The sequence below is a fragment of the Streptomyces lasiicapitis genome (assembly GCF_014646335.1).
Lineage (GTDB): Bacteria > Actinomycetota > Actinomycetes > Streptomycetales > Streptomycetaceae > Streptomyces > Streptomyces lasiicapitis.
Genome location: NZ_BMNG01000002.1, coordinates 182,982 through 201,558 on the forward strand (window position 1 = coordinate 182,982; position 18,577 = coordinate 201,558).

Here is an 18,577-nt window from a genome sequence, read left to right on the forward strand (position 1 = left end):
GGCGCAGGCGCCAGTGGCGGTGCTGGTACCGGTGGCGGCGCTGGAGCTGGAGCTGCCAGTGTCGGTCGCGGAGCCGGTACTTGTGTCGGCGCGGGCGCAGACGCAGGCAAGGGCGCAGGTGCTGCCGGTGCCGGACCCGGTGCTTGCGCAGGCGCCGGTAGCGGTGCGGGTATCGCAGGTGTCGGTGCGGCTCGGGGAGGCCTCATGAACCTCCGCGCCTGGGCCGAACTCCTGCGCCTGCCCGCCCTGTTCACCGTCCCCGGCGACGCCCTGGCGGGTGCCGCGGCGACGGGCCTGCGCCCCAGCCGGGGCACCTTCCTCGCCATCGGTTCCTCCCTCTGTCTGTACGAAGCCGGCATGGCCCTCAACGACTGGGCCGACCGCGCCGAGGACGCCGTCGACCGCCCGCACCGCCCCCTCCCGTCGGGCCGCGTCACCCCCACCGCCGCGCTCACCGCAGCGGTCGCACTCACCGCCGGCGGCCTGGCCCTGGCCGCCCGCGCGGGCCGCCCCGCCCTGGCCACCGCCACCGCCCTGGCCGGCACGGTCTGGGCCTACGACCTGGGCCTCAAACGCACCCCCGCGGGACCGGTGGCGATGGCGGCGGCGCGAGGCCTCGACCTGCTGCTGGGGGCCACGGCCACGGCGGCCACCGCGGCTGCGAGCGGGCCCGCCACCGCGGGCGCGAGGACATCCGCCACCGTGGCTGCGAGGACGGCCGCGACGACGGGTGCGAGGAAGCCCACCATCGCGGGTGCGAGCACGGCTGCGACGACGGGTGCGAGCACGGCCGCCATCACGGCTGCGAGCGCGGGTGCGACCAGGGCCGGGGGCACCGCCACGGGCACGGGTGTCACCAGGGCCTTGGCCACGGCCGCGGCCAAGGGGCACCACCGGTCGGGCCCGGCGGCAGCCGCCCGCGCCGCACGGCCCGGAGGGGCAGCCGTCCGTCCCGGAGGGGCAGCCGCCTGCACGACAGGAGCAGTTGTCCTCTCCGCCCTGCCCGCCGCAGGCACCCTCGCCGCCCACACCCTCGCCGTGACCGCGGTCTCCCGCCACGAGACCCAAGGTGGTTCGACCGGAGCCCCGCTGGGTGCCCTCGCCACCACCCTCGCCCTCGGCCACGCCGTCGCGTACTCCCCCCGACCCCCGGCAGGCCGGCGGACCGCAGCCACCGCCGCCCTGCCGGGCACCACCGTCGCCCTCACCGCGGCCTACGCGACCACGGCCGCTCGGCCCTACCTGCACGCGGCCCTGAACCCCTCACCTCCCCTGACCCAACGCGCCGTCGGCGGCGGCATCCGCGCCCTGATCCCGCTCCAGGCCGCCCTCGCAGCCCGTTCCGGATCACTCGGCAGTGCCCTGTTCACGGCTGCCCTCGCCCCCGCGGCCCGCCGCTTCGCCCGCAAGGTGAGCGTCACGTGAGCGGCGACGAAGCCATGGGCGGCGGCGCCGGAACCGTGGGCAGCGGTGCGGGAGTCGCGGGCGAACCGGCCGCGGAGGGCGCCCCCAACCGGCTCCGGTTCGGCTACGGCACCAACGGGCTCACCGACCTCCGGCTCGACGACGCCCTCGGGCTGCTCGCCGACCTCGGCTACTCCGGTGTCGGCCTGACCCTCGACCACATGCACCTCGACCCCCTCGCCCCCGACCTGGCCGCCCGCACCCGCCGTGTCGCCCGGCGGCTGACCAGGCTCGGCCTGACCGCCACCGTCGAGACGGGCGCCCGCTACGTCCTCGATCCTCGCCGCAAACACGGCCCCTCCTTGCTCGACCCCGATCCCCAGCGCCGCGCCGACCGCGTACGCCTGCTCATCCGCGCCGTCCAGGTCGCCGCCGACCTGGACGCCCACGCCGTCCACTGCTTCAGCGGCATCACCCCCGACGGCACCCCCGAGGCCACCGCCTGGCAGCGCCTCGCCGACACGCTCGCCCCCGTCCTCGACGCCGCGACCGGCGCCGGTGTACCGCTCGCCATCGAGCCCGAACCCGGCCATCTGCTCGGCACGCTCGCCGACTTCCACCACCTCCGTCTCCTGCTCGGCGACCCCGAACCCCTCGGCCTGACCCTCGACATCGGCCACTGCCAGTGCCTGGAGCCGCAGTCGCCCGCCGACTGCGTCCGTGCCGCCGCGCCCTGGCTGCGGCACGTCCAGATCGAGGACATGCGCCGCGGCGTCCACGAACACCTGCCGTTCGGCGACGGCGAGATCGACTTCCCGCCCGTCCTGCGCGCCCTTGCCGCCACCGGCTACCAGGGCCTCACCGTCGTCGAACTGCCCCGCCACTCCCACGCGGGCCCCCAACTCGCCTCCCAATCCCTTGAGTTCCTGCGCCGAGCGGACGAGCTCGCCGCCACCCCGCCGACGGCCCACGAGGCCTCAGCCCCAGGAGGAACCTCGTGACCGAGCTCCCCGCCGTCGCCGACCTCCGCTCCCACCTCGACACCGTCCTCGGCGGCGCCGCCCGCGCCTGGCTGGACCAGGCCACCGACGAAGCCACCACGCACGCCTCCGCCGAAGCCACCGAAGCCGCCGAGACGACCGGAGTCTCCGGAGCCGAGGCCACCGGACCCGCCGAGGCCGCCGGAGCCGTTGCCGGAGTGCCCCCCGGCTCCGCCCGGCCCTCTGCACCCGCCACCACCCCCGTCTGGGAGCTGCGCTTCGCCGAGGCCGGCCGCCGCTGCGGCCCCGACCACGCCGACACCGCCCGGCTGCTCCTCCTGTACGCCGCCCATGCCGGGACCGGCACCCTGACCAGGCTCTACGAACAGGGCACCGCCACCGAACGCCGCGCCGTACTGCGCTCCCTGCCGCGTCTGGTACCGGGCCCCGACGCGCTGCCCCTGATCGAGGACGCGCTGCGCACCAACGACACCCGCCTCGTCGCCGCCGCCCTCGGCCCCTACGCCGCCACGCACCTGGCCCCGCACGACTGGCGCCAAGCCGTCCTCAAGTGCCTGTTCACCGGGGTGCCCGTGGACGCCGTCGCCGGGCTCGCGCGCCGCGCCCGGGCGGACGCCGAACTGGCCCGCATGCTCGGCGACTACGCCGACGAACGCACCGCCGCCGGCCGCAAAGTCCCCGGCGATCTGTACCGCGTCCTGGCCCTGACCGACCCGTCGGCAGCCAACGGCCGCGGGGCCCCGGCACCCACTGGCACGGACGGCCAGGCACCCTCCGGCCCCGATGGCCAGGCGTCCGCCGACACCGGCGGCCCCGACGGCCTGGCACCGACCAGCCAGGCCGGCCCGACCGCCCCCGCGCCCATCGCGGCCCCTTCGACGTCCACCGGCGAGGAGCAGGAGTCCTGATGCGTATCTTCGACCCCCACATCCACATGACCTCCCGCACCACCGACGACTACGAGGCGATGTACGAGGCCGGTGTCCGCGCCGTCGTCGAGCCCGCGTTCTGGCTCGGCCAGCCCCGCACCTCGCCCGCGTCCTTCGTCGACTACTTCGACTCCCTCCTGGGTTGGGAACCCTTCCGCGCCGCCCAGTACGGCATCGCGCACCACTGCACCATCGCCCTCAACCCCAAGGAGGCGAACGACCCGCGGTGCACGCCCGTCCTCGACCTGTTGCCCCGCTATCTCGTCAAGGACAACGTCGTCGCCGTCGGTGAGATCGGCTACGACTCCATGACCCCCGCTGAGGACACCGCCCTCGCCACCCAGTTGCAGCTCGCCGCCGACCACGAGCTGCCCGCCCTGGTGCACACCCCACACCGCGACAAGCTGGCGGGCCTGCGCCGCACCCTCGACGTCGTACGGGAGTCCGAGCTGCCCCTGGAGCGGGTCCTGATCGACCACCTCAACGAGACCACGGTGAAGGAGGCCAAGGACGCGGGCTGCTGGCTCGGCTTCTCCGTCTATCCGGACACCAAGATGGACGAGGACCGGATGGTGGCGATCCTGCACACCCACGGCCTGGAGAAGGTCCTGGTCAACTCGGCCGCGGACTGGGGCAAGAGCGATCCGCTGAAGACCCGCAAGGTCGGCGACGCCATGCTGGACGCCGGGTTCTCCGACGACGACGTCGACCAGGTGCTGTGGCGTAACCCCGTGGCCTTCTACGGACTCAGCGGCCGCCTCGCCCTGGACGTCACGGACACGGACGTCACGGACACCCACGAGGGCAACTCCATCCTTCGCGGCGGTGCGTGAGCCATGCGCTTCCGCCACCCTGACGGGTCCACCGTCCACCTCGCCTACTGCACGAACGTGCACCCCGCCGAGACCCTCGACGGCGTCCTGGCGCAACTGCGCGACCACTGCGAGCCCGTCCGCAAGCGGCTCGGCCGCGACCGCATCGGAATCGGCCTGTGGCTGGCCAAGGACGCCGCGCACGCCCTGGTCACCGACCCGGCCGCGCTGCGCGGACTGCGCACGGAACTCGACCGGCGCGGCCTGGAAGTCGTCACCCTCAACGGCTTCCCCTATGAGGGCTTCGGCGCCGAAGAGGTCAAGTACCGCGTCTACAAGCCGGACTGGGCCGACCCCGAACGCCTCGCCCACACCACCGCCCTGGCCCGGGTCCTCGCCCAGTTGCTGCCGGACGACGTCACCGAGGGCACCATCTCCACCCTTCCGCTCGGCTGGCGCACCACCTTCGACGCAGCCCGCGCCGAGGAAGCCCGAGCGGCCCTCGTCACGCTGGCCCAACGCCTGGACGCCCTGGCCGAACTGACCGGCAAGTCCATCCGCATCGGCCTCGAACCCGAACCGGGCTGCACCGTCGAGACCACCGGCGACGCCATCGCCCCCCTCGCCGCGGTCGGTCACGACCGCATCGGCATCTGTGTCGACACCTGCCACCTCGCCACCTCCTTCGAGGACCCGGGGACCGCGCTCGACGCCCTCGCCGCCGCCGACATCCCCGTCGTCAAGTCCCAGCTCTCCGCCGCCCTGCACGCCGAACACCCCCATCTGCCGGAAGTACGCGCGGCGCTCGCCGCCTTCGACGAACCCCGCTTCCTGCACCAGACCCGCACCCTGCCCCGTGAACCCGAGGGCCCCACGACCGGTGGGACCCTCGTCGCCACCGCCCTGCGCGGCACCGACGACCTGGGCGAAGCCCTCACCCGGCAGGCTCTGCCGGACTCGGCGCCCTGGCGCGCGCATTTCCACGTCCCGCTGCACGCGACCCCCGCCGCACCGCTCACCTCCACGCTCCCCGTCCTCAAGGACACACTCACCCGGCTCGTCGGCGGACCGCACCCGCGCACCCGCCACCTCGAGGTCGAGACCTACACCTGGCAGGCGCTCCCGCCCGAACTGCGCCCGCGCGCCCGCCCCCAGCTCGCCGACGGGATCGCCGCCGAACTCACCCTCGCCCGTGACCTGTTGACGGACCTCGGCCTGAAGGAACTGCCATGACACCTCCCGCGCCGGGCGGGCCGACCCCGCTGCTCGTCCTCGACGTCGTCGGCCTCACCCCCCAGCTGCTCGACCACATGCCCCACCTCACCGCCCTGGCCAGGTCCGGTTCCCAGGCGCCGCTGGGCACCGTCCTGCCCGCCGTCACCTGCGCCGCCCAGTCCACCTTCCTCACCGGCACCCACCCCGCCGAGCACGGCATCGTCGGCAACGGCTGGTACTTCCGCGAACTCGGCGACGTCCTGCTGTGGCGCCAGCACAACGGCCTCGTCGCCGGCGACAAACTCTGGGACGCCGCCCGCCGCGCGCACCCCGGCTACACCGTCGCCAACATCTGCTGGTGGTACGCCATGGGCGCCGACACCGACTTCACCGTCACCCCCCGTCCCGTCTACTACGCCGACGGCCGCAAAGAGCCCGACTGCTACACCCGGCCACCCGCCCTGCACGACGAACTCACCGACAAACTCGGCACGTTCCCCCTCTTCCACTTCTGGGGCCCGGGCGCCGACATCGTCTCCAGCCAATGGATCGTGGACGCCACCCGCCACATCCTCACCACCCGGCACCCCGACCTGGCCCTGTGCTACCTCCCTCACCTCGACTACGACCTGCAGCGCTTCGGCCCCGACGACCCGCGCTCACACCAGGCCGCCGCCGACCTGGACACCACCCTCGCCCCCCTCCTGGACCAGGCGAAGACGGAAGGCCGCACCGTCGTCGCCCTGTCCGAGTACGGCATCACCCGTGTGAGCCGGCCCATCGACATCAACCGCGCCCTGCGCCGCGCCGGACTCCTCGAAGTCCACACCCAGGACGGCATGGAATACCTCGACCCGATGGCGTCCCGCGCCTTCGCCGTCGCCGACCATCAGATCGCCCACATCTACGTGCGCCGCCCCGAGGACCTGGAGGCCACCCGCGCCGCCCTCGACGGGCTGCCCGGCATCGAGCAGCTCCTCGACGACGAGGGCAAGAAGGCCCACCACCTCGACCACCCCCGCTCCGGGGAACTCGTCGCCATCGCGGAGCCCGACGCCTGGTTCACGTACTACTACTGGCTCGACGACGCCCGCGCGCCCGACTTCGCGCAGCTCGTCGAGATCCACCGCAAGCCCGGCTACGACCCCGTCGAGCTCTTCATGGACCCCCAGGACCCCTATGTGCGGCTCAAGGCCGCGGGCGCCCTGGCCCGCAAGAAGCTCGGCATGCGCTACCGCATGGCGGTCGTTCCCCTGGACCCCTCACCTATTCGCGGCAGCCACGGCCGCCTCCCCACAAACTCCAACGAAAGCCCACTCATCCTCTGCTCCACCCCCCACGCCGTCACCGGCCACGTCGACGCCACCGATGTGAAATCACTGCTGCTCCGGCTCGCAGGCCTGCACTGAACCCCGCGGTCCGCACCGTGATGTCCGTGGCGGTGGCGCACCGCGAGATCCGCACGGGACCAGCGCTGTGTCCGCCGCGTCCCGCATCACGTTCGAGCCGCGTTCCGAACGATTTCCACTGAACCAGAGGGCACGGCCCACGCCATCAGGGTCCGCCCCTGATCCCGCCCTGATCCGCGATTCGAACCCATCCCTGATCCGCCCCCGACCTCCACTGCAGGGAGAACCACATGACCCGCAAGCACACACCGGACGACCCCGAACTCGCCCACAGACTCAGCCGGCGCGGCATGCTCGGCGTCGCGGCGGGCGCGAGCGCGGCCGCCCTCGTCGGCACCGCGGCCGCCGCGAGCCCGGCGACCGCCGCCACGGGCTCCGCCGAAGCGCAGGCGTCGGGCAAGGGCCGCGGCCGTCCCGTCCTGCCGCCGGGCCGCCTGGGCGTCCAGCTCTACAGCCTCCGCGACAAGGTCTCCACCGCCGGGTTCGCGACCGTCTTCGCCGAGTTGGAGAGATACGGGTACGACGAGGTCGAGTTCGCCGGGTACACCCAGGGCTCCGCCGGCCCCATCACCCTCGCGCAGCTCAAGCGGCTCGCCCGTGATCACGGGTTGCACCCGATCGGAAGCCACGTCGGCTATTACGACAACGGCAACCCGAACGCGTACACGTTCGCGCAGAACCTCACCAAGGTCCTCGACGACGCCGAGGCGCTCGGCCTGAAGCACATCGGCACCGCCTCGGGGCCCTTCCGGTACGGCGCTACCGTCGACGCGTGGAAGCGGGCCGCGGAGGACTTCAACACGTACGGCGAGGCGGCACGCGCGCGGGGCATGAAGTTCTACCAGCACAATCACGCCGAGGAGTTCTCCTTCGCCACGGACAAGCCGGGCGTGCGCCTCTACGACGTGCTGCTGTCCGAGACCGATCCGGACTACGTGTACCTGGAGATGGACATCTACTGGGCGTACTCGGCCCAGTTCCGCTTCGGCAAGCAGGTGGACGGCACACCGCGGCCCTTCGACCCGCTGGACTACGTCCTGAAGCGGCCGCACCGCTACCCGCTGTTCCACGTCAAGGACGGCATCCGTGACGACTCCGCCCGCGACGGCTACCGCATGGTGGACGTCGGGGACGGAAACATCGACTACAAGAGGTTCCTGTCGAAGGTGACCGCCCGCACGCACGGCGGGCGCCGCTACCACCACTGGCAGGCCGAGCACGACAATCCCGCGGAGTCCTACGCGTTCGCCCGGAAGTCCAGCGCGCACCTGCACTCCCTGCGGGAGCGCTGCGGCGACTGAGTCGCGGTGGGGCCGCGCACACAGGGGGAGGGGGTTCCACCCGCCAGTCACGGTGAGTGGAACCGCCTCCCCCTGGAACACACGGCGGGGACGCTATGCCGCGATCGCCCGCGCGCGTGGGACCCCCGGTTGCCGCAGCAGCAGGGACAGCCCCGCCGCGAGCAGCGACACCGCACCGGCCATCGTGTAGGCGCCGACATAGCCCCAGGAGTCCACGACCATCGCACCCATGCCGCCTCCGAAGAGGCCGCTCACGAGCTTCGCGCTGTAGACCATGCCGTAGTTGGACGCGTTGTTGTTCTCTCCGAAGTAGTCGGGTACGAGCGACGCGAACAGCGGATAGAACGCGCCGCCCGCGAAGCCCGACAGGAAGGCGAAGGCCAGGAACAGCGGCTGGTTGTGCATCTCGCCCGCCCAGAGGACGCCGAACTGTGCCATGGCCAGGGCCACGCACACGTACGTCAGGGTGCGCTGCCGTCCGAGGCGGTCGGAGAGCCAGCCCACCACGCCACGCCCCGTGCCGTTGATCACCGACATGACGCCCATCGACGACGCCGCGATCAGCGGGCCGAAACCCATCTCCTTGGCGAACGGCACCTGGAAGGAGATCCCGAAGATCGACACTCCGGCGCAGCACAGTATGCACACCCACATCAGCGGCACCACTCCGGTGCGTAACGCCTCACCAGGGGTGAACTGCCGTACCGAGGGCGGGTTCTTGGCCAGTGCCACGGCCGTGCGCGGGTCGCTGCTGGGCCGCAGCGGGTCCACGTCGGCCGGCCACCAGTTCTTCGGCGGATCCTTGAAGAACATGCCCGCCACCAGGGTCACGGCGAGGACGTAGAAGCCCACCAGGTCCAGCACCGTGCGGTAGTTGGACGTGTCGAAGCCGTACGAGAACAGGAAGATGAAGGGCACCGCTCCGTAGGCGAACCCTCCGTTGACGAAGCCCGTCTTGCCGCCGCGCCGCTCGGGGTACCACTTGCCGACCATGTTCACGCACGTCGAGTAGATCAACCCCGAGCCGACCCCGCCGAGCAGGCCGAAGCCGACCATCGCCGCCGCCACGTTGGGTGCGTGACTGAGGCTGACGAACCCGAGCAGCGACAGGACCGAGCCCACCAGCATGGCCTTGCGGCTCGTCAGGACGCCCTTCTCGCGCAGCTTCCCGGCCGGGAAGGAGACACCCGCCTGGAAGAAGATCCAGACGCTCAGCACCCAGAAGGTGTTCGACGACGTCCAGTGATGCGCCGCGGACAGGGTGTCCTCGGCGGCCCCGTAGGCGTACTCGAAGACACTGATGGCGATCATGGCCACCCAGGGGAGGACCACCATCGTCCAGCGGGGACGGCCGAGGATGTCCCGGTCGCTCTCGCCGACGCGGTACACACGCCCGCGTTCGTCCGTGATCTCTCTGTGCGACTGCTGCGACTTCCTGGACTGCTGCGGCTCGTGCGAATGGTGCGACGCGTCAGTGCTGCCCGGCGCGTTCTTTCCGGCGATGGGCTCCGCCGTCATATCAAGCCATCTCCTCACCGAGGGGTTGTGGATTGGGTTTGATGTCCTTGGATTTCGGCCTTCCCGGCTGGGAAAGGAAGAGCGCGATGAATCCGGCGAACAGGGAAATGGACCCGGCCAGAGTGAATGCGCCGGTGTGGCCCCAGTTGCTCACCACGACGGCACCCATGCCGGATCCGAGAAGTCCGGAGACCAGCTTGGAGCTGTACACCAGGCCGTAGTTGGAGGCGTTGTTGTTCTCCCCGAAATAGTCCGCCGTCATGGCCGCGAACATCGGGAAGATGGCGCCTCCGCCGAAGCCGGAGATGCTGGAGAAGATCAGGAACAGTGGCAGGTTCTTGATCTCCGCCGACCACAGGATTCCGTACTGCGAGAGTCCGAGGACGATGCAGACGAAGATGAGGCAGCGCTTGCGCCCGTAGCGGTCCGAGAGCCAGCCGATCACGCCGCGACCGGTGCCGTTGACAATCGCCTTGAGGGACATGGCCGTGGCGACGATTCCGCCGGCGAATCCGGCGTCCTCTCCGATGTCCACCTGGAACGCGATGCCGAAGATGTTCACACCCGAGGTGCAGAGCAGACAGAACCACATCAGCCCGACTCGACCGGTCTGCCACGCCTCCCTCGGCGTGTACTGCTTCACGGCGGGCGGGTTCATCTCCAGGGCGCGCCTGGCCCGTGGGTCGTCCGGCGGCCGCAGCGGGTCCACGTCGGCCGGCCACCAGTTCTTCGGCGGATCCTGGAAGTAGTAGCCCGCCACGGCGACCATCGCCGCCAGGAAGAGGCCGACGGACACGAGCACCCAGCGGAAGTTCGTCAGGTCCATGAATCCGGTGAAGATGAAAACGAACGGCACCGAGCCGTAGGCGAATCCGCCGTTGACGAATCCGGTCTTTCCTCCCTTTCGTTCCGGATACCATTTGCCGACCATATTCACGCAGGTGGCATAAACCATGCCGGCGCCCATGCCGCTGAACATGCCGAAGCCGATGTAGGCGACGACCACGTGCGGCGCGAACGCCAGTGACAGATAGCCCAACAGTGTGCCGAGTGCGCCGAACATCATGGCCCAGCGTGCCGGTAGCTTCCCGCTCTCCCGCAGTTTGCCCGCAGGGAAGGCCACCGCGGCCTGGAAGAAGACCCAGACCCCGAGCATCCAGAAGATGTGCAGACTGCTCCAGGAATGCGCGGTGTGCAGTGTGTCCTCGGCGGAGGCGAACGCGTACTCGGCCGAGCTGATGCCCATCATGCCCACCCACGGCAGGATGACCATCCATTTCCGCTTGCGGCCCATGATGTCGATGTCGGTCTCGCCGACCCGATACATCCGGCCGTTGGAGTCCGTCACCTCCCGGTAGGGGACGGCGGTGCGTATGTCGGTTGTCGTCATGTCGCTTGAGCACCCCTTGCGTCGAAAAGATCCTGGCCAGCGCCCCCTGTCCAATTCCTTTCGTGTGCGCACGGGTCCCGGGGCCGGCCGACGCGCACCGCCGGCCGGCTCCCGCACCGGTCACGTCATCGACTGCCCTCCAACGGCCCGGCCGCCGTCCAGAAGCCCGGCCGCCCGGGCCCACCGGTACTTCGCGCCGAGTACGGCGACCGGCTTCTCCGTCGTGTACGGGTACGCCACGACGCCTCGCTCGAAGAGGTACTGGCAGGCCTCCTCCACCTCGACGTCGCCCGCGAGCGACGCGACGACGGGCTTGTCGATGCCGCGTCCACGGAACTCGGCGATCACGCGGGCCGTTAGTTCTGCGAAGACCATGGGAGGGGTGACGATGGTGTGCCAGTAGCCCAGTACGAGCGCGTGGATGCGCGGATCCTCCAGGCCGAGCCGGATCGTCGCCTCGTACGTCGAGGGGGGCTCGCCGCCGGTGATGTCGACGGGATTGCCCGCGGCGCCGAACGGCGGGATGAACTTCCGGAAGGCCGCGTCCAGGTCGGCCGGGATCTCCATGAGCCTCAGGCCGTTGTCAGTCACCGCGTCGGAGAGCAGCACGCCCGAGCCGCCCGCCCCGGTGATGATGACGATGTTGTCGCCCTTGGGCGTCGGCAGGACCGGCAGCGCCCGCGCGTACTCCAGCATCTCGTTGAGCCCCGGGGCCCGGATGACTCCGGCCTGCCGCAGGATGTCGTCGTAGACGGCGTCGTCGCCCGCGAGGGCGCCCGTGTGCGAGCCGGCGGCCTTCGCGCCCGCGGCGGTGCGGCCCGCCTTGAGGACCACGACGGGCTTCTTCGGCACGGTGGCGCGCGCGGCCTCCACGAAGGCCCGGCCGTCCTTGAGGTCCTCCAAGTGCATGGCGATGCATTGGGTGTTGGGGTCCTCGCCGAACCACGTCAGCAGGTCGTCCTCGTCGAGGTCCGATTTGTTGCCGAGTCCGACGATCGCCGAGACACCCGTCTTCGTGGTGCGTGCGAAGCCGAGGATGGCCATCCCGATGCCGCCGGACTGCGAGGTGAGCGCCACCGGGCCCTTGACGTCGTAGGGCGTGCAGAACGTGGCGCAGAGGTTCTGCCACGTCGAGTAGTAGCCGTAGATGTTCGGCCCGAGGAGCCGCACGCCGTGACGTTCCCCGATCGCCACGATCTCGTCCTGGAGGGCGTGTTCACCGGTCTCGGCGAACCCCGAGGGGATGAGGACGGCGTTCGGGATGCGCTTGCGCCCGACCTCCTCGAGCGCGGCCGCGACGAACTTGGCGGGGATCGCGAAGACCGCCACATCCACCTCACCAGGGACGTCCGTAACACTCTTGTACGCCTTGCGGCCCAAGATGTCATCGGCCCGGGGGTTCACCGGATGGATCTCCCCGGAGAAGCCGCCGTCGATGAGGTTGCGCATCACCGAGTTGCCGATCTTCCCCGGCTCGTTGGACGCGCCGATGACGGCGACGGAGCGTGGCTCCATGAGCCGCCGCATCGAGGCCAGCATCTCGTCGCGCGTGTACTTTCGCCGCTGCTTGGGCTGCTCGGTGGCGAGGATGACGCGGATGTCGGCGGCGAGCGCGCCCTGCGGAGTCGCGATGACCGGATTGAGGTCGACCTCCGCGATCTCGGGGAAGTCGGTGACCAGTTGGGACACCCGGCGTATCTGCTCGGCCAGCGCCCACCGGTCCACTCCTTGGGCGCCCCGCACCCCGCGCAGGATCTCGGCCGCGCCGATCGAGTCGAGCATCGAGAGGGCCTCGTCGGCGTCGACGGGCGCCAGGCGGAACGTGACGTCCTTGAGGACCTCGACGAGCACTCCGCCGAGACCGAAGGCGACGACCTTCCCGAAGGTGGGGTCGGTGACCGCCCCGACGATCACCTCCTGCGCGTCCGGGCCCGACGGCAGCAGCTCCTGCACCTGTATGCCGTCGATGCGTGCATCGGGCGCGTACGCACGCGCGTTGGCGACGATCCGGTGGAAGGCCTCCCGGATGTCCGCGGAGCCCTGCACGCCCACGACCACACCGCCCGCGTCGGTCTTGTGCAGGATGTCCGGCGAGACGATCTTCAGGACTACGGGCCCGCCGAAGTGCGCGGCGTGCGCCACGGCCTCGTCGACGTCCCGCGCCAGCTCCTCCCCGGGGACGGCGATTCCGTACGCGTCCGCGAGCACCTTGCCCTCGGGTGCCGTCAGCGACGTACGCCCGTCGGCGCGTACGGAGTCGAGCAGTGTCCGCACCCGGGTGCGGCGGTCATCCCCACTCAGGCGGTCATCCCCACTCAGGCGCTTGTCCCCGCTCGGGCGGTCCTGCGCGCTCAGGTGGTCCTGGGCACTCAATCAGATCACTCCGTTCGACTTGAGCAGGCGCAGTTCCTCGTCGCCGAGGCCGAGCTCGCCGATGAACACCTCTTCGTTGTGCTCGCCGAGCAGCGGCGAACTGACCACGTTCACGGGGGAGTCGGAGAGCTTCAGCGGCGAGCCCACGGTGGTGAACGAGCCGCGCTCGGGGTGCGGGACCTCGACGACCATCTCGTTGGTCACAAGCGAGGCGTCCTCGATGATCTCCTTGGTGGACAGGATCGGGCCGCACGGGATGTTGTGGGCGTTGAGGCGCTCCAGGACCTCCCACTTGGGCAGCGTCGAGGACCACTCCTCGATGAGCTGGAACATCTTGGTGAGCTGCGGAAGCCGCGCCTCGGGGGTGGCCCACTCGGGGTCCTCGGCGAGTTCGGGGCGTCCGATGAGCTCCGTGATGGGCTTCCAGCCGACGGGCTGCACGATGACGTACACGTAGTCGTTGGGCCCTCCGGGAGCGCACTTGACGGCCCACCCGGGCTGCCCGCCGCCGGAGGCGTTGCCGGAGCGGGGCACCTCGTCCCCGAAGTCGTCGTTGGGGTATTCGGCGAGCGGCCCGTGCGCGAGGCGCTGCTGGTCGCGCAGCTTGACGCGGCACAGGTTGAGCACGGCGTGCTGCATGGCGACGTTCACGCGCTGTCCGCGGCCGGTGTTCTCCCTCTGGAAGAGGGCGGCCAGAATGCCGGCGACGACATGGATGCCGGTCCCGGAGTCACCGATCTGCGCGCCCGTGGCGAGCGGCGGGCCGTCCTCGAAGCCGGTGGTCGACATGGAGCCGCCCATGGCCTGGGCGACGACCTCGTAGGCCTTGAAGTTGGTGTAGGGCCCGTCTCCGAAGCCCTTGATCGAGGCGTAGACGACGCGCGGGTTGATCTCCTGGATGCGCTCCCAGGTGAAGCCCATGCGGTCCACGGCGCCCGGGCCGAAGTTCTCGACCATCACGTCCGAGCGGCGGATCAGCTCGGTGAGGAGCTCCTTGCCGCGCTCGGTCTTGGTGTTGAGGGTGATGCTCCGCTTGTTGCAGTTGAGCATCGTGAAGTAGAGCGAGTCCACGTCCGGCAGGTCGCGCAACTGCTTGCGCGTGATGTCCCCGGTCGGTGCCTCCAGCTTCACCACGTCCGCACCGAGCCAGGCGAGGAGCTGGGTGGCGGAGGGACCGGACTGGACATGGGTCATGTCCAGGACGCGGATGCCTTCGAGAGCCTTGGTCACGGCCGTGTCACCTCACTTGTACATGGTCTGGTTCATGGTTCCGGGGGCGTACGCGTCCGGGTCGACCCACACGTTGATCAGCGAGGGCTTGCCGGACTCGCGGGCGCGGCGCAGCGCCGGGCCGATGTCGGCGGGGTCGCGGACCTGCTCGCCGTAACCGCCCAGCATCTGGGCGAACTTGTCGTAGTGGACGTCCCCGAGGGTGTTGCCGACCCGTTCGCGCTCCGTGCCGTACTTGGCCTTCTGGCCGTAACGGATCTGGTTCATCGAGGAGTTGTTGCCGACGATGCCGACGAACGGCAGGTTGTAGCGCACGAGCGTCTCGAAGTCCCAGCCGGTGAGGCTGAAGGCGCCGTCTCCGAAGAGGGCCACCACTTCCTTGTCGGGCCGTGCCTGCTTGGCGGCGAGCACGAAGGGCACGCCGACGCCGAGCGTGCCGAGCGGTCCCGGGTCCATCCAGTGGCCCGGCGACTTGGGCTGGACGACCTGCCCGGAGAAGGTGACGATGTCGCCGCCGTCGCCTATGTAGATCGAGTCTTCGGTGAGGAAGTCGTTGATCTCGCTCACCAGGCGGTACGGATGGATGGGGGAGGCGTCGGACCTGAGGCTCGGCAGCCGCTTCTCGAGGGCCGTCTGCTCTGCGGCCCGCAGCTCGTCGAGCCACTCCTTGCGCCGGGACGCGCCTCCGTTGACGCGACCGGAGGCGGCCGCCGTCACGGACTTCAGGACAAGGCCCGCGTCGCCCACGATGCCGAGGTCGATGTCGCGGTTCTTGCCGACCGTGCGGTAGTCGAGGTCGATCTGGACGACCGTCGCCTCCGGAGAGAGGCGTTTTCCGTATCCCATGCGGAAGTCGAAGGGCGTGCCCACGATGACGATGAGGTCGGCGTTGGAGAAGGCGTAGCGCCGCGAGAGCTGGAAGTGGTGCGGGTCTCCGGGAGGCAGTGTGCCGCGTCCCGCGCCGTTCATGTAGGCGGGCACGTTGAGGGCGCGGACGAGCTCGATGGCCTCCGCCGTGCCGCGCGTCGTCCACACCTGGCTGCCCAGGAGGATGGCGGGCTTCTCGGCGTGCACGAGGAGGTCGGCGAGCTTCTCGATCGCCTCGGGGTCGCCCGCCGAGCGGGTCGAGGCACGGTAGTGCCCCGCGCGCGGGACGCGTGCCTTGTCCGCGGGGACCTTGGCGTCGAGCACGTCGCGGGGGATCTCCAGGAAGGAGGGTCCCGGAGCGCCGTGGTAGCACTCGCGAAACGCCATGGACACCATGTCGGCCGCGCGCGCGGTGTCCGGCACGGTCGCGGCGAACTTAGTGACGGGCGTCATCATGTCGACGTGCGGCAGGTCCTGCAGTGAGCCCATCTTGTGCTGGGTGTGGGCTCCCTGGCCGCCGATCAACAGCATCGGGGACTCCGCGCGGAAGGCGTTCGCGACGCCGGTGACGGCGTCGGTGGTGCCGGGGCCCGCCGTCACCACGGCGCAGCCGGGTTTGCCGGTGATCCGCGCGTATCCGTCGGCCGCGTGGGCGGCGACCTGCTCGTGGCGTACGTCGACGACATCGATCCCCTCGTCGACGCAACCGTCGTAGATGTCGATGATGTGGCCGCCGCAAAGGGTGTAGATGACCTCCACACCCTCCGCCTTGAGAGCTTTGGCGACCAGATGCCCACCGGAGATGAGGGTGTTGTTGTCGCTGCTGTCGTCGGGCATGGCGAAGTCCTGTCCCTTCGTAGGGGAGTTGGAGTGCGCTGTTCCGCGCTCGGGGCGCCCTCGCAGTACATTGCATACAGTCGACGAATACTGTATGAAGCTTGTTATCCCGCATCCGGTGGGTGGTGTCCAGGGGGCGTGCGGCACTTTCCAGACAGGAGCCGGAAATGGACCTGTACGAGCACCAGGCAAGGCAACTCTTCGAGGAATACGGCATCTTGGTGCCGCGCGCCGAAGTCACCGACTCGGCCAAGGAGGCACGCGCGTGCGCCGAGCGTCTGGGCGGTCGCGTCGTCGTGAAAGCCCAGGTCAAGACCGGCGGCCGGGGCAAGGCGGGTGGCGTGAAACTCGCCGCCGACCCGGCCGCTGCGGAACTGACGGCCCGGCAGATCCTGGGCATGGACATCAAGGGGCACACGGTCGGCGCGGTGATGCTGGCCCAACCCGTCGAGATCGACAGCGAGTTCTACGTCTCGTACGTACTCGACCGCACCCAGGGCCGATTCGTCGCGATCGCCTCCGCCGAGGGCGGCATGGACATCGAGGAGGTGGCCGCCATCCGGCCCGAGGCGGTGGTCCGCGTACCGATCGACCCCTTCGAAGGCGTGCCCCGGCAGAAGGCCGCCGAGATCGCCGCCGCGGCGGGACTGCCCGACGCGGCGGCCGACACACTGGCCGCGCTGTGGAACGTACTGATCCGCGAGGACGCGCTGCTCGTCGAGGTCAACCCGCTCGTGCGCACCGCGCGCGGGGAGATCCTCGCACTTGACGGAAAAGTGACCCTCGACGACAACGCGCGCTTCCGGCAGGCACGTTGGGACGCGAGAGACGAGACGCAGGACCGGGAAAGGGGCGGCCTTGAGGCGGCCGCGGCCGCCAAGGGGCTCAACTACGTCAAGCTCGACGGCGAGGTCGGCGTCATCGGAAACGGCGCGGGCCTCGTCATGTCCACCCTCGACGTCGTCGCGGGCTGCGGCGCGCGGCCCGCCGACTTCCTCGACATCGGAGGCGGCGCGTCCGCGCAGATCATGGCCGACGGCCTGTCCGTCATCCTCTCCGACCCGTCCGTCACCGCCGTGTTCGTGAACGTCTTCGGCGGCATCACCGCCTGCGACGCGGTCGCCGACGGCATCGTGCGCGCCCTCGATTCCGTACGCCTCACCAAGCCCCTGGTGGTCCGCCTCGACGGCAACAACGCCGCCCGGGGGCGCGCCATCCTCGACGAACGCGCCCACCCTCTGGTCGAACAGGCCACCACCATGGACGGCGCCGCGCGGCGCGCCGCCGAACTCGCCCACGCAGCCTGAGGAGCCGGCCATGGCCATCTTTCTGACCAAGGAGAGCAAGGTCCTCGTCCAGGGCATGACCGGCGCCGAGGGCATGAAGCACACCCGCCGCATGCTCGCCGCCGGCACGGACGTCGTCGGCGGCGTCAACCCCCGCAAGGCCGGCCGAAGCGTCGACTTCGACGACCGCGCCGTACCCGTCTTCGGATCCGTGCTCGACGGCATGGAGGCGACGGGCGCGGACGTCACCGTCGTCTTCGTGCCGCCCGCCTTCAGCAAGGCCGCCGTCATGGAGGCGGCGGACGCCGGGATCGGTCTCGCCGTCGTCATCACCGAAGGCATCCCCGTGCACGACTCCGTCGCCTTCCACGCGTACGCCGAGCGGCACGGAACCCGCGTCATCGGCCCCAACTGCCCCGGCCTGATCACCCCCGGCCAGGCCAACGCGGGCATCATCCCCGCCGACATCACCAAGCCCGGACGCATCGGCCTGGTGTCCAAGTCCGGGACCCTCACCTACCAGCTCATGTACGAGCTGCGCGACATCGGCTTCTCCACCTGCGTGGGCATCGGCGGCGACCCCGTCGTCGGTACGACGCACATCGACTGCCTCGCCGCCTTCGAGGCCGACCCCGACACCGAACTGATCGTCCTGATCGGGGAGATCGGCGGTGACGCGGAGGAGCGCGCGGCGGCGTACGTGCAGGAGTCCGTGAGCAAGCCCGTCGTCGCGTACATCGCCGGGTTCACGGCACCGGAGGGCCGAACCATGGGGCACGCGGGCGCCATCGTCTCCGGCTCGTCCGGCACCGCGCAGGCGAAGAAGGCCGCGCTGGAGGCCGTCGGCGTGCGGGTCGGCGGGACGCCGACGGAGACCGCCGAGCTGGTCCTTGAACGGCTCGCCGGTCCGGCTCGGCCGCGGACCGAGTGACCTCACCCAGGCTGTGGAGTGCGTGACCCCACGCAGGGTGCGGGGCGAGTGACCTCACTCATAGGTGACGGACC

15 protein-coding genes are annotated in these 18,577 nt (G+C 70.6%); 10 read left to right on the top strand and 5 right to left on the bottom strand.

Annotated elements, in window-relative coordinates; all coding sequences use genetic code 11:
* Nucleotides 1-19 precede the first annotated feature (19 nt).
* The 8 genes from IEY91_RS04295 (at nt 20) to IEY91_RS04330 (ending at nt 8,071) form a co-directional block, all read left to right on the top strand.
* Nucleotides 20-208, top strand: a complete 189-nt coding sequence (locus IEY91_RS04295; protein ID WP_229696699.1) for a hypothetical protein — start codon at nt 20-22, stop codon at nt 206-208.
* Nucleotides 205-1,425, top strand: a complete 1,221-nt coding sequence (locus IEY91_RS04300) for a UbiA family prenyltransferase (protein WP_189172906.1) — start codon at nt 205-207, stop codon at nt 1,423-1,425. Before IEY91_RS04295 ends, IEY91_RS04300 begins: the two co-directional genes overlap by 4 nt.
* Nucleotides 1,426-1,439: 14 nt before the next feature.
* A complete protein-coding gene (locus IEY91_RS04305; RefSeq protein WP_189173130.1) occupies nt 1,440-2,405 on the top strand; it encodes a sugar phosphate isomerase/epimerase family protein in 966 nt (321 codons plus the stop codon).
* Nucleotides 2,402-3,313 (top strand): EboA domain-containing protein, encoded by a 912-nt coding sequence (locus tag IEY91_RS04310; protein ID WP_189172907.1) that lies wholly within the window; start codon nt 2,402-2,404, stop codon nt 3,311-3,313. Before IEY91_RS04305 ends, IEY91_RS04310 begins: the two co-directional genes overlap by 4 nt.
* Nucleotides 3,313-4,167 (top strand): TatD family hydrolase, encoded by an 855-nt coding sequence (locus IEY91_RS04315; protein ID WP_189172908.1) that lies wholly within the window; start codon nt 3,313-3,315, stop codon nt 4,165-4,167. The genes IEY91_RS04310 and IEY91_RS04315 overlap by 1 nt, the downstream gene beginning before the upstream one ends.
* 3 nt (nt 4,168-4,170) lie before the next feature.
* On the top strand, nt 4,171-5,379 hold the full coding sequence (eboE, locus tag IEY91_RS04320) for a metabolite traffic protein EboE (protein ID WP_189172909.1): 1,209 nt from the start codon (nt 4,171-4,173) through the stop codon (nt 5,377-5,379).
* Nucleotides 5,376-6,770, top strand: a complete 1,395-nt coding sequence (locus tag IEY91_RS04325) for an alkaline phosphatase family protein (RefSeq protein ID WP_189172910.1) — start codon at nt 5,376-5,378, stop codon at nt 6,768-6,770. The genes eboE and IEY91_RS04325 overlap by 4 nt, the downstream gene beginning before the upstream one ends.
* Before the next feature lie 230 nt (nt 6,771-7,000).
* Nucleotides 7,001-8,071 (top strand): sugar phosphate isomerase/epimerase family protein, encoded by a 1,071-nt coding sequence (locus IEY91_RS04330; protein ID WP_164318537.1) that lies wholly within the window; start codon nt 7,001-7,003, stop codon nt 8,069-8,071.
* Nucleotides 8,072-8,164: 93 nt separating this feature from the next.
* Here IEY91_RS04330 and IEY91_RS04335 read toward each other — a convergent pair whose 3' ends face one another.
* From IEY91_RS04335 to IEY91_RS04355, 5 genes are all read right to left on the bottom strand, one after another.
* Nucleotides 8,165-9,589, bottom strand: a complete 1,425-nt coding sequence (locus tag IEY91_RS04335) for an OFA family MFS transporter (RefSeq protein WP_189172911.1) — start codon at nt 9,587-9,589, stop codon at nt 8,165-8,167.
* A gap of 1 nt (nt 9,590) precedes the next feature.
* Entirely contained in the window at nt 9,591-10,979 is a 1,389-nt protein-coding gene (locus IEY91_RS04340) for an OFA family MFS transporter (protein ID WP_164328028.1), read from the bottom strand.
* A gap of 120 nt (nt 10,980-11,099) precedes the next feature.
* A complete protein-coding gene (locus IEY91_RS04345) occupies nt 11,100-13,280 on the bottom strand; it encodes an acetate--CoA ligase family protein (protein ID WP_189173131.1) in 2,181 nt (726 codons plus the stop codon).
* 72 nt (nt 13,281-13,352) lie between these two features.
* Nucleotides 13,353-14,582, bottom strand: coding sequence for a formyl-CoA transferase (frc, locus tag IEY91_RS04350; protein ID WP_189172912.1), 1,230 nt, complete (start codon nt 14,580-14,582; stop codon nt 13,353-13,355).
* Nucleotides 14,583-14,594: 12 nt separating this feature from the next.
* Nucleotides 14,595-16,286 (bottom strand): thiamine pyrophosphate-binding protein, encoded by a 1,692-nt coding sequence (locus tag IEY91_RS04355; protein WP_189172913.1) that lies wholly within the window; start codon nt 16,284-16,286, stop codon nt 14,595-14,597.
* Between the two features lie 167 nt (nt 16,287-16,453).
* Here IEY91_RS04355 and sucC point away from each other — a divergent pair, with 167 nt between their 5' ends.
* Nucleotides 16,454-17,593 (top strand): ADP-forming succinate--CoA ligase subunit beta, encoded by a 1,140-nt coding sequence (gene sucC / locus IEY91_RS04360; RefSeq protein WP_189172914.1) that lies wholly within the window; start codon nt 16,454-16,456, stop codon nt 17,591-17,593.
* Nucleotides 17,594-17,603: 10 nt separating this feature from the next.
* Entirely contained in the window at nt 17,604-18,503 is a 900-nt protein-coding gene (sucD, locus tag IEY91_RS04365; RefSeq protein ID WP_189172915.1) for a succinate--CoA ligase subunit alpha, read from the top strand.
* The last annotated feature ends 74 nt before the right edge of the window (nt 18,504-18,577 follow it).